The sequence below is a fragment of the Amycolatopsis sp. NPDC051128 genome, assembly GCF_040682715.1.
Taxonomy (GTDB): domain Bacteria; phylum Actinomycetota; class Actinomycetes; order Mycobacteriales; family Pseudonocardiaceae; genus Amycolatopsis.
Genome location: NZ_JBFBBN010000020.1, coordinates 24,986 through 39,300, shown reverse-complemented (window position 1 = coordinate 39,300; position 14,315 = coordinate 24,986). Strand labels below are relative to the sequence as shown.

Annotated in this window: 14 protein-coding genes and 1 tRNA gene; 3 read left to right on the top strand and 12 right to left on the bottom strand. The window is 70.9% G+C overall.

All coding sequences use genetic code 11. The features are described from left to right. Window positions 1–309 precede the first annotated feature (309 nt). The 6 genes from AB0M82_RS21430 to AB0M82_RS21405 form a co-directional block, all read right to left on the bottom strand. Window positions 310–615, bottom strand: a complete 306-nt coding sequence (locus AB0M82_RS21430; RefSeq protein ID WP_364724362.1) for a hypothetical protein — start codon at window positions 613–615, stop codon at window positions 310–312. Between the two features lie 75 nt (window positions 616–690). Then, window positions 691–1,536, bottom strand: a complete 846-nt coding sequence (locus AB0M82_RS21425) for a S49 family peptidase (RefSeq protein WP_364724359.1) — start codon at window positions 1,534–1,536, stop codon at window positions 691–693. A 19-nt stretch (window positions 1,537–1,555) separates the two neighbouring features. Beyond that, on the bottom strand, window positions 1,556–2,881 hold the full coding sequence (locus AB0M82_RS21420) for a histidine kinase (protein WP_364724356.1): 1,326 nt from the start codon (window positions 2,879–2,881) through the stop codon (window positions 1,556–1,558). 299 nt (window positions 2,882–3,180) lie between these two features. After that, window positions 3,181–4,041, bottom strand: a complete 861-nt coding sequence (locus AB0M82_RS21415) for a DNA-formamidopyrimidine glycosylase family protein (protein ID WP_364724354.1) — start codon at window positions 4,039–4,041, stop codon at window positions 3,181–3,183. A 39-nt stretch (window positions 4,042–4,080) separates the two neighbouring features. Beyond that, window positions 4,081–4,521, bottom strand: coding sequence for a DUF983 domain-containing protein (locus tag AB0M82_RS21410; protein WP_364724351.1), 441 nt, complete (start codon window positions 4,519–4,521; stop codon window positions 4,081–4,083). A gap of 113 nt (window positions 4,522–4,634) precedes the next feature. Next, window positions 4,635–6,170 carry a sigma-70 family RNA polymerase sigma factor gene (locus tag AB0M82_RS21405; RefSeq protein WP_364724349.1) on the bottom strand — a complete coding sequence of 512 codons (1,536 nt, stop codon included), beginning with the start codon at window positions 6,168–6,170 and terminating at the stop codon, window positions 4,635–4,637. Between the two features lie 187 nt (window positions 6,171–6,357). On the opposite strand from AB0M82_RS21405, the gene AB0M82_RS21400 reads away from it, so the two are divergent. Continuing rightward, window positions 6,358–6,430: transfer RNA gene (locus AB0M82_RS21400), tRNA-Gly, on the top strand. Window positions 6,431–6,650: 220 nt separating this feature from the next. Here the strand turns inward: AB0M82_RS21400 and AB0M82_RS21395 are convergent. The 3 genes from AB0M82_RS21395 to AB0M82_RS21385 form a co-directional block, all read right to left on the bottom strand. Continuing rightward, entirely contained in the window at window positions 6,651–6,944 is a 294-nt protein-coding gene (locus AB0M82_RS21395) for a YiaA/YiaB family inner membrane protein (protein ID WP_364724346.1), read from the bottom strand. Between the two features lie 69 nt (window positions 6,945–7,013). After that, the gene (locus AB0M82_RS21390) at window positions 7,014–7,415 is read right to left on the bottom strand and encodes an immunity 7 family protein (RefSeq protein ID WP_364724343.1); all 402 of its coding nucleotides are present in this window, start codon (window positions 7,413–7,415) and stop codon (window positions 7,014–7,016) included. A 33-nt stretch (window positions 7,416–7,448) separates the two neighbouring features. Beyond that, window positions 7,449–7,988 (bottom strand): DUF2716 domain-containing protein, encoded by a 540-nt coding sequence (locus tag AB0M82_RS21385; protein WP_364724340.1) that lies wholly within the window; start codon window positions 7,986–7,988, stop codon window positions 7,449–7,451. A 135-nt stretch (window positions 7,989–8,123) separates the two neighbouring features. Between AB0M82_RS21385 and AB0M82_RS21380 the strand changes: the two genes are divergently transcribed. Continuing rightward, entirely contained in the window at window positions 8,124–8,813 is a 690-nt protein-coding gene (locus tag AB0M82_RS21380) for an alpha/beta hydrolase (protein WP_364724337.1), read from the top strand. Here the strand turns inward: AB0M82_RS21380 and AB0M82_RS21375 are convergent. Both AB0M82_RS21375 and AB0M82_RS21370 read right to left on the bottom strand, forming a co-directional pair. After that, window positions 8,798–9,019 carry a hypothetical protein gene (locus AB0M82_RS21375; protein ID WP_364724334.1) on the bottom strand — a complete coding sequence of 74 codons (222 nt, stop codon included), beginning with the start codon at window positions 9,017–9,019 and terminating at the stop codon, window positions 8,798–8,800. The two genes, AB0M82_RS21380 and AB0M82_RS21375, sit on opposite strands and share 16 nt — an antisense overlap. A gap of 90 nt (window positions 9,020–9,109) precedes the next feature. After that, on the bottom strand, window positions 9,110–9,715 hold the full coding sequence (locus tag AB0M82_RS21370) for a hypothetical protein (RefSeq protein ID WP_364724332.1): 606 nt from the start codon (window positions 9,713–9,715) through the stop codon (window positions 9,110–9,112). A 242-nt stretch (window positions 9,716–9,957) separates the two neighbouring features. On the opposite strand from AB0M82_RS21370, the gene AB0M82_RS21365 reads away from it, so the two are divergent. After that, window positions 9,958–11,118, top strand: a complete 1,161-nt coding sequence (locus AB0M82_RS21365) for a hypothetical protein (protein WP_364724329.1) — start codon at window positions 9,958–9,960, stop codon at window positions 11,116–11,118. On the opposite strand, the gene AB0M82_RS21360 is transcribed toward AB0M82_RS21365, so the two are convergent. Further along, complete coding sequence (locus AB0M82_RS21360) at window positions 11,119–14,298, bottom strand: glycosyltransferase (protein WP_364724326.1); 3,180 nt, start codon at window positions 14,296–14,298, stop codon at window positions 11,119–11,121. Window positions 14,299–14,315: the final 17 nt, after the last annotated feature.

The window sequence follows — 14,315 nt, the reverse complement described above, 5'->3', positions numbered from 1 at the left end:
CGAGGAAACCTGACGCCTCACGCGGATTCCAGAGGCGTTACAGGGGTTGGGTGATTCAGGTCACGAAGACTGCCCGGAAGTACCAGATCCGACCGCCCGCAGTGACCTCGTATTGCCACTGATCGAGCACCCGGCCGCCGACCTCACGCGTGGCGAACGCGCCCTTGAGTTTGTGCTGCCGTGCCGGATTCTCCGGCGACGTGGGCCGTTCCGTCAGGACGATCCACGCCTCCCACGTGTTGGACTTCGCGGCCTGCCACCAGGACGCGCGGGCGGCGCGACGCGGTCGCCGCGTTTCGCAGGCATCGTTCAGACGTCCGTGGGGGCCGGCACGGGACCGAAGTCCTCTTCGATCGGACCAGTGAGTTTGCCCGCGAGCGCCGGGTCGGCGTGAATGGCGGCGGTGCTGCGCCACTCCGTGATCGTCTGGGCGAGCACCGACCACTGACCCAGTTCTGCGGAGGCCTGGAAAGCGCGGGCGAAGTCCCGGACGAACTGGGCCTGCTCAGGCTCGGGCAGGACGTCCACCCACGGAAACTCGTCGAGGAGCGCCTTCGCCGCCAAATCCCGCGGGAGGTGAGCCAGCACATTGCGGAGCGCACGCGCCGCCGCCACGGAGCCCTCCGAAGCCGGGAACTTTTTCAGAAGTGTTCGCAACTCCTGCCGAAGGAGACGGTGAGTTGCTGCTCGTCAGAGGCCGAAGCGGGACCACGCGGCCTTCTGGGTCACCGCGTCCAGCACCGCCGACGCCGCGGCGGGCGCGCCGATGCCGAGGCGGGCCAGCAGCGGCCTCTTCGGCTCGGCCACCGAGATCTCCGCGTCCGGGTAGCGCTCGGTGATGATCTGCCGGAGGCTGCCGACGCCGTCGACCAGGCCGAGTTCGACCGCCTTCGCGCCGAGCCAGACGTCGCCGGTGAAGAGGTCCTCCGAGTCCGTCAGGCGGTCGCCGCGGCGCTCCTTGACCCAGTTCACGAACAGCTCGTGGAGCTGGGTGTGCATCTTATTCAGCCACTCGACGTCTTCGGGCTTCTCCGGCGAGAACGGGTCGAGCCGCGACTTGTTCGCGCCCGCCGTGTGCAGGCGCCGCTCGATGCCGAAGCGCTCCAGCAGCCCGGTGAACCCGAACCCGCCGCTGATCACGCCGATCGAGCCGACCATCGACGTCCGGTGCGCGTAGATCTCGTCGGCCGCGCAGGCCAGCCAGTAGCCGCCGGACGCGGCGACGTCCTCGCAGAACGCCAGCACCGGCACGCCCTTTTCGTCGGCCAGCTGGCGGATCCGCTCGGCGACCAGCCCGGACTGCGTCGGCGCGCCACCCGGCGAGTTCACCAGCAACGCGACCGCTTTCAGCCGGTCGTGCCCGAATGCCCTGGTCAGCGCGGATTCCACCGCGGCCAAGTTGATCGCGCCCCTGGCCAGCGGCGACGGCGACGGCGTGATCACGCCGTGCAGCTTCACCACGGCCACGACGTCCTTGCGCTCGACCCGGTCGGCGAGCACCGGGATCCGCGAAGCCAGCTTGTCCGTAACGCTCATGAAGCCAGGCTAGCGGGCTTCAGCTCATGGGGAGGATGCCGGAGCGCGTGCCGTTCACGCCGTTCACCTCAGCACCGTTCAGCTGGGCCCGGCCGCCCTGCGGCGGGACCTCGGCCTCACCCGTGTCGTTTTCGGCGCTGTAGTCCGGCATGTTCGGCCGGACACCCGGGACGAACTTGGGCACCCGTAGCGTCACCTTCATACCGGCGCCGGGCGCGGTCTCGACCATCACCGCGTAGTCGCTGCCGAAGACCTGCTGCATGCGCTGACTGATGTTGCCGAGCCCGACGTGCGCGCCGGTGCTGTGCGCGTTCTTGACGTCCTTCAGCCGCCGCGGGTCCATGCCGATGCCGTCGTCCTCGACGCTGATCAGCGCTTCGGTGCCGTAGTCCTGCGCGATCACCGTGACGCAGCCGCCGCTGGGCTTGCTGGCCAGACCGTGCTTGACCGCGTTCTCCACCAGCGGCTGGATGATCAGGAAGGGCACGACCACGCTGAGCACCTCGGGCGCGATCTTCATCCGCACCTCGAGCCGTCCGCCGAAGCGGGCGTTCTCGATCGTCAGGTAGCGGTCGATGTTGCGCAGCTCCTCGGCGAGCGAGGTGAACATGCCCGACGTCCGGAACGAGTACCGCGTGAAGTCCGCGAAGTCCTGAAGCAGCTCTCGGGCCTCTTCGGGGTCCGTGCGGATCAGCGCGGAAATCGTGTTGAGCGCGTTGTAGACGAAGTGCGGCGAAATCTGCGCGCGCAGCGCCTTGATCTCGGCCTGCTGGAGCTGCTGCTTCGACTCGTCGAGCCGGGACAGCTCGAACTGGGTGCAGACGAACTGGGCGACGGCGTCGGCCATCTGCACCAGCCGGCCGCGGGTGCGGCCGACGACGATCAGCGCCGCCTCGGTTTCGCCCTCCACCAGCAGCGGCACGATGACCGCGGTCTTCATCCGGCAGGTGCCGCGGTGGTTGCACTGCATCTTGTCGTGCCCGACGACCTCGCGGCGGTGCTTGCGCATGGCCGCGCTGATGGCGTCGACCAGGTCGATGTAGTGCTCGTTCGCCTCGCCGTCCCAGGACAGCAGCGTGCCCTCGCTGTCGGTGATGCCGACGGCGACGCAGTCGAGCATCTGCAGGAGCTGCGTGGTGATCTTGTCGGCGGCGTCCTCGTCGAGGCCGGAGCGGAGGTTCGGCGCCGCCTTCGACATCCGGTGCACCGCCTGCAGCATGGCGTCCTCCACCACGCTGGCCGGCTTGCGCTGTTTCACGAGCAACACGATCACCGCGATGCCGAGCAGCACCGCAAGACCCCACGGAACGATCTGCGCAAGCGGAAACCCGGACACGGCGTCCATGCTCTGCGCTCGACCAACCGGGTGCAAGGCCTGATCCCACTTTCTGTCGAACTGTGACGACGGAGGGTCGACATGACCCTACTCAGAGTCGAGAGCCGTTCTCACGGTCACTGACCGCAACACGCGGAAGGGCCGTCCTGTTCCACCGGATCCGGGGAAAGGAGCAGGCCGGAGGCGGTTTCGGTCGACGCGGTCCGAGCGGTCGAGACGCCGGAGCGGCCATCGGCGCAGCACTTGCCGCCGAACGGGGGAATCCGCTGCGTGACGTCGTGACCACGCACGTCACGGGGGCGCCGGGGCTACTTGAGCAGCCGCGACATCCGGCGGTCCGCCAGCGGCTTGCCGCCGGTCTGGCAGGTCGGGCAGTACTGGAACGACTTGTCGGCGAAGGAGATCTCGCGGATCGTGTCGCCGCAGACCGGGCACGGCAGCCCGGTGCGGGCGTGGACCCGCAGGCCCGAGCGCTTCTCCCCCTTCAGCCGGGCCGCCTTCTGCCCCACCGAGCGCTCGACGGCGTCGGCTTCGATCTCGTGGATCGCCTCGGCGAGGGTTTCCAGCGCGCCGTCGTCGAGCTTGCCGACCGTGGCGTAGGGGGAGAGCTTCGCGCGGTGCATGATCTCGTCGGAGTAGGCGTTGCCGATCCCGGCGATGACCGACTGGTCGGTGAGCGCCCACTTCAGCCGGGTGTTCTTGCCCGCGAACAGCTCACGGAGCTGGGCGGCGTCCAGCGCCAGCGCGTCCGGGCCGAGGCGGGCGACGCTCGAGATCTCCTGCGGATCCTTGACGATCCACACCGCGAGGCCCTTCTTCGTGCCCGCTTCGGTGAGGTCGAAGCCGGGCCCGGTGGCGGACTCGAGGTGGACGCGCAGCGAGATCGGGCCCTTGCCCGGCTTGAGCGGCGCGGCGGCCAGACCGTCGGACCAGCGCAGCCAGCCCGCCCGGGCCAGGTGGACGACCAGGTGCAGGTCACCGGCGACGACGTCGAGGTGCTTGCCGTGCCGGGTCGCGCCGGTGATCTCGCGGCCGTGCAGGTCGGTCCACGGCGGCATCGCCGTCTTCAGCACGCTCAGCGAGGCGACGTCGATCCGGAAGACGGTCCGGCCGACGGCGTTCTCGCGCAGGTGATGGGCCAGCGCTTCGACCTCGGGCAGCTCGGGCATGTCCCCAGTTTCACCCCTCCGGCCGAAATGCGGTACCGGCTACTCGACCGGGTGCAACGGCCCGTCGAAGTCCGGCAGCGAGTGCCGCTGGATGGTCTTGGAGATCTTCTTGACCTCGCCCTGCACGGTGAACATGCCGCGGATGGTGCCGACCCAGCGCTCGGACGGCCGGTCGCCGGTCACGTCGCCTTCGGTCTCCGCGACCACCGTCCACGGACGGCGGAGAATCCACCGCAGGGGGAAGAACAGCACGATGAGCAGCAGCGCCAGCAGCACCCACGCCGGGATGTCGACCTGGTCCGGCGTCCACACCACGAGGATCACCGCCAGCAGGGCGGTCACGACGATCATCGCGATGCCGGGGCCGTAGCTGCCGGCGACGTCGTGCTCGAAGTCGTCGGCCGTGGCCGGCGCACGCCATTCCATCTGGGCACGGACCACCCAGTCGCGGCCGTCTTCGCCGCGTACCAGCCGGTTCATTCAGTTGCCTCCCGGGGCGCCCGCAGGGTGAGCGCCTCAACGGTACCGTGCCCGGGCTCACCCGCGCGAGGGAGCAATCGGGCATCCCGCCCAGCGGAGTCGATCACCGCTGATCAGGAACCCGACGGGGTTGCCGGGGGCGGATCCGACGGTCCTCCCGAACCAGTGACCTCGGACGCGCTGCCCGGGCACGGTTTCCCGGACGTCGGCGTCACCGTGGTCGACGGCTCGGCGGTCCCGGCGTCGCTGTCGGCCGGTTCCGGCTTGCCGGTCTCCGCCGGCGACGAGTCCGCGCCGGTCGGCGCCAGCTCGGGCGCGTCAGTGCTCTTCGGCACGGTCTTGCCGCTGGAGTCGGTGGTCATCGTCGTGCCGGAACTGGTCGTGTCGAGCCGCGGCGACGTCGCCGGATGGTCGCTCCGGGTGTAAGTCGAGGACGTGAGGTCTTCGCGAGGGGTCAGGGCGTCGCCGGCCCCGGTGTTCCCGATCGGGACGCTCCCCGCCACCGAAAGCTCAGGCACCTCGTTCGCGGCGAGCTGACGGGCCTCGTCGCGCGAGCGCACCGGGATCGCGACTCCGGTGCCCCGGCCGTTGATCACCCCGACGCCGATCCGCGGGTCCTCCTGCTGTTGTGGCGGCGGCTGGTGGTGCGTTTCGGTCGGCGGCACCACCACGAGCTCGGGCGCCCCGCCGGTCAGCCCGACGTCCCGCACCGGCGTCGACCCGAACAGCACCGGCCCGGCCGCGACGCCGACGGCGCCCACGGCCGCGGTCGACGCCAGCGCCAGCCCGATCTTGACCTTCGAACCGACCAGGACGCCCTTGATCGTCGCGCCCAGCCCGGTCAGCACCCCGCTGCCACCCACCGACGCGGCGGCCGGCACCAGCAGCACCAGCACCCCCGCGTGCGCGCGCAGCGACGAACAGACGTCACGCAGCTCGTCCTGCGTGGCCCGGCACGACGGACAGCCGAGCAGATGCGCCTTGATCCGTTCCGCTTCGGCGCCGGTGACGCTGCCCGCGGTGAACCCGCCGAGCTTCTCCACGACCGCGCGGCACGAATCCGGGCCACGGTTCACCGAGAGGTGTGCCTGCAGGTAAGCCGCGCGCAACCCCTGGCGGGCACGGCGGGCCAGCGCCGCGGTGGCGTTCGCGCTCAACCCGAAGTGGGGCGCGACCATGGCGGGCTGCTCGCCCTCGACCTCGGTCTGCCACAGCACCGTCCGCCAGCGCTCGGGCAGGCTCGTGAACGCCGTGGTGATCAGCGTGTGCTCGGCCGTTCGGGCGTGCGTGTCGGCACCCGCGCCGGCGCGGAAGGTGAGCTCGTCGTCGGACACCGGGACGTCACGGCGAGCGCCGTGCCACTCCCACGAGACCCGGCGAGCGACGGTCAGAAGGTAGGCCCGGACGTAGTCCCTCGGGCCGGAGCCACGGCGGAGTGCTTGCAGCACACGGAAAAACGTCTCCGCGGTGATGTCCTCGGCCTCGGACCGGTCGGCCGCCAAGCTCTGCGCGAGCCTGCGGACGGCGGCGGCGTGCAGCTCGAACAGCTCCCCGAACGCGGCGTCTTCGCCGTCGCGGAGCCGTTGCAGCAGTGCCTGCTCGTCGGATTCCGAGGCCGCTGCTGGCGGCACCGTGCCCAGCTCGGTCATCCGGCCCGGCACCTCCTCCCCGAAGGTCTCACCATTCGGTCGAATGGGGACACCATACGGAGGGAATCAGCCGTCGTCACCCCTTGTACGTCAGCTGTGACACCGAAGCACCGGGTCAGCGCACGGGGGGACCCGCTCATCGGAGCAACTGACGCGGGGTATAGAGTGTGTCCATCGCAGTAACAACGCGGATGTAGCGCAGCTGGTAGCGCATCACCTTGCCAAGGTGAGGGTCGCGGGTTCGAATCCCGTCATCCGCTCGCGTGGGAGCGGGGCATGTCGGCAGAAAGCGCCGACGTGCCCCGCTCGCCATTTCGCCCGGGGGGCCGAGCCCCCCGGACCCCCCACGGTGCCTCCCTCGGACTTCGCGTGTGGGCCGTGTGGCTGGGTTGTCGCTGATCCTGGGCCGTGACTGGGTTCTCTTCGTTTGCGTGGCTGGGTTGCCGGTGATCTTGCTTGGTGACCACTGTCACATCTTCTTCAGGCCGCTGGGGATTTGAAGGGGTCGTGCTCCGCCAGGAGTTTGTCCAGGCGGGCTTGGTCCACCCGGGAGAGCACTGAGGTTTCGTCCTGTCTGTCTCGGACGCACTTGGCCAGGGTGAATGTCGAGGTGATCAGGTAGAGCATGCCTAGGGCGAGGAAACCGCGGATCCAGCCGTCGACCGGCAGGTAGGCGATCCCGCCCGTGACCGCCGCCAGCGCCAAGCCGAACGAGAGCACCGCCTGGATGTAGAAGGCTGTCGTGGTCGGGGATGTGGTTCCGGATTTGGGCATGGGACCACGGTCTCGCGCACCCCGCCGAGGTGTCTTGAGCAGGACTACTCAGGCCCGGTTGCGATGTGGCTACAGCTCGTAGACGTCCAGGACCGTGGGGGCCACCGGGGTCAGGTGCGGATCTTCGCGCTCCGTCACCTGGCCGCGGGCCATGCGGTACACGCGGAAGTCGTTGTCGTGCTCGGTGTCCTGGTCGTCCCAGACATACAGCAGGCCGTACGAACCCGCGGCCAGCTCGCCGACCCGGGTGAACAGGTCCAGCAGCGCCGGGCCGAGCCGGCCGCCGTGTTTGTCGAAGCCGGCGAAGTGGAGCATCGGCATCCCCGCGCTCCAGCGGAGGTCCACCAGATCGAAATCACCCGCGTCGCGGATCGCGCGATGCACGCGGTCGACCAGGCGGTCCAGAAGCGCCGCGTCGTCATCGCCGCTCGCGGTCGCCTGGATGGTCACCCAGCCGTGATATTCGAACACCAGCAGAACGGTAGCAAGAGATCAACCGCGAGCTCAGCGGGCCAGCTCGGCCGGTTTCCCGTCACGACGCAGGACGTTCTTCAGCACGCCTTCGCCGAGCCGCTCGAACGCGGGCACCAGCTTCTCGCCGAACACGCACAGCGTGCGCTCCCACGGATGGCCGAGCGTGCCGTAGGAGAAGTCCTGCGCCAGGAACAGGTGATAGTCCCCGCGCGGGAACACCGGCACCGGCCACCGAGCGCCCTCGGTCATCCGGTGCGGCCGGACGCGGTAGGACTGGCGCTGCCAGTGCAGCGCCCACAGCCAGTCGTCCGGGCCGCAGACCTCGCGGAAGGCGGCCAGCGCGATCGCCGCGACCTGGTGCTCCTCGACCGCGAACGGGCTGAGGCGGAACTCGGCCGAGCCGCGGTCCAGGTCACCGGACGAAAGGTCCCACGCCCGCGACGGCGCGGGCTCGCGGAAGCCCGGCCAGGCGTGGGCGTAGGTGCTCGGCCAGAACGCCAGCTTGTCGTACACCCAGTACCAGGCGGGCTCGTCGGCGACACGGGAGACGGCTTCCCAGGCAGCAATCACTGTTTCGACCTTTTGCGTTGGCCCGGCACGAAAGAACACGCGAAAGCTTCGTGTTCGGTCTCCGGTTTGTCCAGTCCTCGTCCGCTCGTCGCGAACTGTGCCACTCGTCCGGGTGGGTTCTGCCAGGTTGTCACCATGAGGGTCCTCTTCGTGCACGGGGCGTTCGTCCGCGACGGCGCATGGTGGTGGCGGCCGACGGCGGACATCCTCGCCCGGCACGGTCTGCGCAGCTCGGCGGCGGTGCTGCCGAGCTGCGAAAGCGAGCCGCGCGGCGACCTCCACGACGACGCCGCGGCCGTCCGCGCCCTGCTCGACGCCTCCGAGGAGCCGGGGGTGCCCGCGTTGCTCGTCGCGCACTCGTACGGCGGGATGGTGGTCAGCGAGGCCGCCGCCGGCCACCCGGGCGTCCACCGGCTCGTGTACGTGACGTCGTTCCTGCCGGACACCGGCGAGGCGCTCGCGGACTTCGGCACCGGCGAGCCGCCGTCGTGGCACGTCAGCCACGGCGACGGCACCGCGAGCGTCCGGCCGGAGGTGCTGCGGCCGCTGTTCGCCCAGGACTTCGACGACGCGACGCACGCCGCGGCCGTGGAACGGCTCACCACCCAGAACGAAGCGGTGTTCGGTCAGCGGACGACCGCGGCGGCGTGGCACGAGATCCCGTCGACCTACGTCGTCTGCGGCGACGACCTCGCGACGCCGCCATCGAAGCAACGGACCCACGCGGCGCGCGCGACCGACGTCGTCGAATTGCCGGTGGCGCACCACCCGTTCGTCACGCGCCCGGACCTGGTGGCCGAGGTGCTGCTTCAGACGACCAGGTAGCCCATCAGGAACTCCTTGGTCTTCGACGGCGGGTCCCAGTCCATTGTGGTCGGTGGCGGCGCGGCGACCTCGGCCGTCACCGGCGCGAAGAGGATCGTCGGCAGTTCGGCCGGGTCGAGCCGGTCCGAAGTGGACTGTGAGAGCAGCCCGCGCACGGCGTCGCCGAGCGGACCGCGGCCGCGCTCCAGCGCCGGCTGGTCGTCCATGATCGCGTGCAGCGTGGCACCGTGCTCGCTGACCGCTCGGGGCCGATGCTGGGGGGGGGAGGCGCCGGACGGACCCGGCGCCTCCCCGGCTCAGGCGGCGTCCCAGAGGGTGAGGAACGCCGAAGCCTCGCTACGCGCCCAGGGGCGCAACCGCTCGCGGTCACGGGCGGACAGCTGGAACTCCTTCGCCCGGCGGACGTCGATCACCAGCGCCTCACCGCCGGGCAGCACGTCCGGCATCGCCTGCTCCAGCACCCACAGCGCGAGCTGCGCCGAGTCCTTCGTCAGCGGTTCCTCCTTGAAGTAGAGCCAAGTGGCGTAGCGCCGGCCGTCGCTCTTGCGCAGCCCCAGGTGCGGGCTGACGCCGATCTCGAGCTCGCCGATCCGGCACCGGCCCCGGCCGACCTCGACCAGCCGGGGCGATCGGCGGCCGAGGTACCGCAGCCAGCCCTCGGCGATCGCGGCGTAGTGCGGTTTCGTCCGCTCGTCCGCGGCGTTGACCAGCGCGCGCAGCGCCACCTCGTCCTGATTCGCCGCGCGCCCGGACCGCACCGCGTTGGCCGCCCGCCGGTAGTAGTTGAACGCCGCCCGCGCCGGGTCCTCGTAGAGCCGGCGCTGCCGCCGGACGAACGACGACCGCGACGGACCGGAACTCGCGCTGTAGCCCACGAATGTGGGCAGGGTGATGTAGGCCATGGCCCTGCCTTCCTCCATCACGCCACTCGCGGTCGCGAGCGGCATCTCCCCTGGACAACGCCAATTTTAGAACATACGTACGACAGTTTCGGGGGCTTGACGGGTGAAGCGGGCCGCCGGCGGACGGGGTCTCCCGAAAACGCCGGACTTGCGCTACGTTGCCGATCAACCTCAAACCGCAACCTCGCAGGTCGGCCGCGCGTGCCAGACTGATGCCCCGAATGGTGGATGGGGGTCCATGGATGAGCTGGCAGGAAGAGCTTCGTCGACTCGACGCGGAGCTGGCGGAGGGTCGCATCGAACCCGCTGACCACCGCAAACAGCGGGACGAGTTGCTCGCGCAGGCCTCCGGTTCGACGGTGCCGTCACCGGTGCCGTCTCCGCTGCGCCGTCCGGGTGACGCTTGGCGGAGCACCAACCCGGCGAGCCACCCGGCGCCCATTCAGCACGCCCCGGCGCAGCGCACCGCGTCGCCCCGGCCCGCGGCGCCGTTCCAGAAGCCCCACCCGCCCTGGCAGCGGACCGGGCTGCCGCAGCAGGCGCTGTCCACCAGCCACATCCCGGCCATCCCCGACCACATGACGACCGCGCCGAGCCCGGCCGACATCACGCCGACCCGGTACCTGCGCGTCGACGGTCCCCCCGAGCAAGGGCCGGGCAGCCGGTTTCCGCCGATCACGCCGCCGGGCGGCGAATCCCGCCCGCCGGCGCAGCTGCCCGACGCCGAACCGGGGCCGCCGCCCGGGAAGCACCGCTGGGACACCGATGACGAGTCGTCCGGGCGCAGCTGGACGACCTGGCCGTTCATCGCGCTCGGGGTGCTCGTGGTGCTCGGCATGATCGCCGGCGCGACGATGCTGCTGGGATCGGACGACTCGAAGCCCACCGCCCTGTCCACGTTCACACCCGTCGTGACGCAGCCACCGGCCGCCGCGGCCCAGCCGCGGCTGGAGGACCAGGTTCCGCCGCTGCCCGGGCTGCAGTTCCCCGAAAGCGCGACGATTTCGCTGGCCAAGGGGCTGGACCTGAACCTCTACCCGAAGGAGACCGCCCAGGTCTTCTCGCAGCACGGCGTCACGCAGGTCGTCTACCGCGGCTCGAGCGCCGGGGACACGGGCTACATCGCGTTCGCGGTCCCCACCGAGTCCGCCGACGGCGCGAAAGCCGTCGTCGACTACCTGCGCGCGGCCGCGGACGCCGGCGGGTTCGCCCCGCTCGCCGCCGATCCGAAGGTCGTCTCCGGCCGCAACGGCGACCGGCGGATGGACGGCACCTTCTACACCTCGGACAAGGTCGCCGTCGTGCTCTGGGCGTCGCTGCCGTTCGGCAAGGACAAGAACGAGCTGAAGGCCAGCCTGGACAACGCTCTCGCGGTGTTCCAGAAAGCGCTGCCGCCCAGCTGATCAGGCCTGGTCGAGCACCGAGGTCAGCGTGCGGCGGGCGACGTCGGCACCGAAGAGGCGGTCCACCACGGTCTTGCCCTCTTCGGAGAGCCGCTGCCACAGCTTGTCGTCCTCGAGCAGGGTGACGATCTCCTCGGCGAGCTCCTCGGCCGAGCTGCCGACGAGGACGTCGCGGCCGTGCGTCAGGTGCATGCCCTCGGCGGCCAGCGGGGTCGCGACGACGGGGACGCCGTAGCCGAGGCTCTCCCCCAGCTTTCCCTTGACGCCGGCACCGAAGCGCAGCGGCGCGACGACGACCCTGGCCCCCTGGTAAGCGCTGTCGAGGTCCGGGACCCAGCCGCGGACGACGACGCCGTCACGGGCGAGCTCGAACATCTCCGGCGGCGGGTTGCTCCCGACGATCTCCGCCACCGCGTCGGGGCGGCGGCGCCGCACGATCGGCATGATCTCGGTCGCCAGCCAGCGCGCCGCGTCGCGGTTGGGCACGTGGTCGAAGCTGCCGACGAAGAGCACGCCCGCACGGCCGTCCGGGACGGCCAGCGCGCCGTCGGCGTAGTGCACGTTGGACAGCACCTCGACGCGCGCCGACGGCACGAGCTCCCGCAGCAGCGCACGCTCCACATCGGACACGGTGAACGTGAGGTCGGTGGCGCGGGTGAGGCCGAGTTCGGACTCGCGCAGCACTTCGGCGCGCCGCCGGAGCGTCAGCTCCTCACGGCTGTCGCCGAGCCGCGCGGCCAGGTCGGCCTGCCGGTTGAGCCGGACGAAGTGCAGGTCGACGGTGTCGTAGGCGATGACGCAGTCCGGCGCGTGCTCGCGCACCTGCTCCAGCAGCTGCCAGGCGACGTGCGGCCGCGACAACACGGCGAGCCGCAGGTCCGGTCCGGCGTCGCGGAGGAACTCCTGCTGTTCGCCGGGCCCGGTCACCACCGTCACGCCGGCGCGGTACAGCGCCTCCGCGTACGGCTCGGGGAGCGCGTTGTTGAGCGGCATGAACACGACCCGGTGGCCGAGGCCGACGAGCAGTTCGAGGATGCGGAACATCCGCACCGAGCCGGAGTCCTTGTCCGGCATCGGCACCTGGTGGTCGGCGACCAGCACGGTGCCGCCGCGGTGCCCGTCCTTCGTGCGCTGCCGCCCGGCCCAGACCGCGCGGGGGCTCGCCTCGGGGAAGTGGTCGCGCAGCTGGACGCTCCACTTGTCGACGAAGACGCCGCGGTTGAGCTCCTGGTGGCGCTTCACGCCGGACGAGACGTCCGTGCCGTTGGTGATGCCTTCGTGGTGCACGACGACCGACGCGGGCTGGATCACCGTCCGGTACCCGGCCGCCCGCACGGCGAACGCGAGGTCGGTGTCCTCGTAGTACGCGGGCGCGAAGCGCTTGTCGAAGCCGCCGATCCGCTCGAAGAGGTCGCGCCGGACGAGCAGGGCCGCGCCCGAGCAGTAGTCGACGTCGCGCACGGCCTGGAACCACGGGGCGTCCGGCGACTGCAGCCTGCCGTAGTTCCAGCCGGTCCCGTCGGCCCAGATGATCCCGCCGCACTCCTGGAGCCTGCCGTCCGGGTAGACCAGCTTCGAGCCGACGAGGCCCACCTCGGGCCGGGACTCGACGACGGCGACCAACTCGTCCAGCCAGCCCGGCCGGACCTCGGTGTCGTTGTTGAGGAACATGACGTGTTCGCCGCGCGCGTGCTCGGCGCCGAGGTTGCAGGCCCCGACGAAGCCGAGGTTCTTCGGGGCGCGGACCAGCCGCACCCCGGCGCAGCCGGCGACCCGGTCGGCCGAGTCGTCGCGCGAGGCGTCGTCGACGACGATCACCTCGAACGGCGTCGAAGGCAGGTGCCGCTGGATCGAGTCGAGGCAGCCGCGGGTGAACGGCCAGTTGCCGTAGACCGGGATGACGACGCTGACGATCGGCTGGTCGCTGGTGGTGACCGCGACCGGGCCGGGCACCGGTGGCGTGGCCGGCACGGCGCCCGCCTGGCGCCCGAGTGCCGTCTCGTAGAGGTCACGCCGCTTCGTGCCGCGCGGGGCGAACTTCTCGATCGACCCGCGGTACCGGCCGATCAGCCGCTGCGCGATGGCCGAGGTCTCGGCGCGCAGCTTCGCGTTCTCGGCGGCGAGCCTGCCGATCGTTTCGTTGAGCCCGGCGTTGTTGCCCGCCAGCCACTCCAGGCGTTCGGTGTCATAGCCGATCTTCCGCTTGAGCAGGTTCAGCTCGTCGGACGCGCGACGCCGCTCCTCGCGGGCGCGGTCGGCCTGCGAAAGCGCCTCGTCGCGCTCGGCCGCGGCCCGCCGTTCGGCGGCGGTGACGTCGGTCAGTTCCGCGGTCAGGCGGGTCTCGGAAGCCGTCGCCCGCTCGCGCTCGGCTTCGGCGCGGGCCAGCTCGGCGGCGAGCCGCCCGGCCTCGGCCGCGGCTCGGGCGACGAGCGTCAGCTTCGGGTCGACCATGGCGGAGGTCGAGGGCACCTCGACCGGCTCGGCCGACGCGACGGAGACGAAGTAGGTGTGCGGCGCCCCCGGCTCGACGACCCAGCCGTCGGCGTCGTCCGGCCGCACGGTGAGCACTTCGGCCCCCGTGCCCGCGCCGCCGTCGTGGATCAGCGAGCCGACGGCCACGTTCTGGCGCAGCACGACGACGTGCTCGAAGCTGCGCGAGAGCAGCGAGCGGAACGCCGGACCGGTCAGCTCGTGCACGTGGTACGGGTTCTCGTTGCCGTGGTCGTGGGTGTAGACCTCGACGTCCGGGGTGCTGCACAGGAAGATCCCGGACGGCGCGAGCCGGTTGCGGACCAGCTCCATGAGCCGGTCCTGCTCGTCGACGTGCTCGATCGCCTCGAAGCAGGTGATGACGTCGAACGTTTCGCCGTCGAGGGCCGACGGGTCGGTGATCGAGCCGACCTCGAACCGCGCGTTCCCCAGCGGGTAGCGCTTCCTGGCGTGCTCGACGGTCGTCGGGTCCAGCTCGAGGCCGACCACCTCGGTGGCCGACCGCGCCATCAGCGCGCTGCCGTAGCCCTCACCGCTGGCCAGGTCGAGCACCCGCTTGCCGGCGACGAACCGGGCCGCGAACGCATAGCGGTGGTAGTGCTCGTAGATCACCTGGAAGTCGTCGGTCCACGGCACGCACCGCTCGCCGGTCCACTCGATCAGCCGCTCGCCGCTCGTCCCCTTGCCCATGCCGGGCAGATTAGCCG

Coding starts and splice junctions, on each gene's coding strand:
- AB0M82_RS21425 (WP_364724359.1), bottom strand. CDS start 1,536: ATGAGCGTTACGGACAAGCTGGCTTCGCGGATCCCGGTGCTCGCCGAC.
- AB0M82_RS21420 (WP_364724356.1), bottom strand. CDS start 2,881: ATGGACGCCGTGTCCGGGTTTCCGCTTGCGCAGATCGTTCCGTGGGGT.
- AB0M82_RS21415 (WP_364724354.1), bottom strand. CDS start 4,041: ATGCCCGAGCTGCCCGAGGTCGAAGCGCTGGCCCATCACCTGCGCGAG.
- AB0M82_RS21410 (WP_364724351.1), bottom strand. CDS start 4,521: ATGAACCGGCTGGTACGCGGCGAAGACGGCCGCGACTGGGTGGTCCGT.
- AB0M82_RS21405 (WP_364724349.1), bottom strand. CDS start 6,170: ATGACCGAGCTGGGCACGGTGCCGCCAGCAGCGGCCTCGGAATCCGAC.
- AB0M82_RS21395 (WP_364724346.1), bottom strand. CDS start 6,944: ATGCCCAAATCCGGAACCACATCCCCGACCACGACAGCCTTCTACATC.
- AB0M82_RS21380 (WP_364724337.1), top strand. CDS start 8,124: ATGAGGGTCCTCTTCGTGCACGGGGCGTTCGTCCGCGACGGCGCATGG.
- AB0M82_RS21375 (WP_364724334.1), bottom strand. CDS start 9,019: ATGGACGACCAGCCGGCGCTGGAGCGCGGCCGCGGTCCGCTCGGCGAC.
- AB0M82_RS21370 (WP_364724332.1), bottom strand. CDS start 9,715: ATGGCCTACATCACCCTGCCCACATTCGTGGGCTACAGCGCGAGTTCC.
- AB0M82_RS21365 (WP_364724329.1), top strand. CDS start 9,958: ATGAGCTGGCAGGAAGAGCTTCGTCGACTCGACGCGGAGCTGGCGGAG.
- AB0M82_RS21360 (WP_364724326.1), bottom strand. CDS start 14,298: ATGGGCAAGGGGACGAGCGGCGAGCGGCTGATCGAGTGGACCGGCGAG.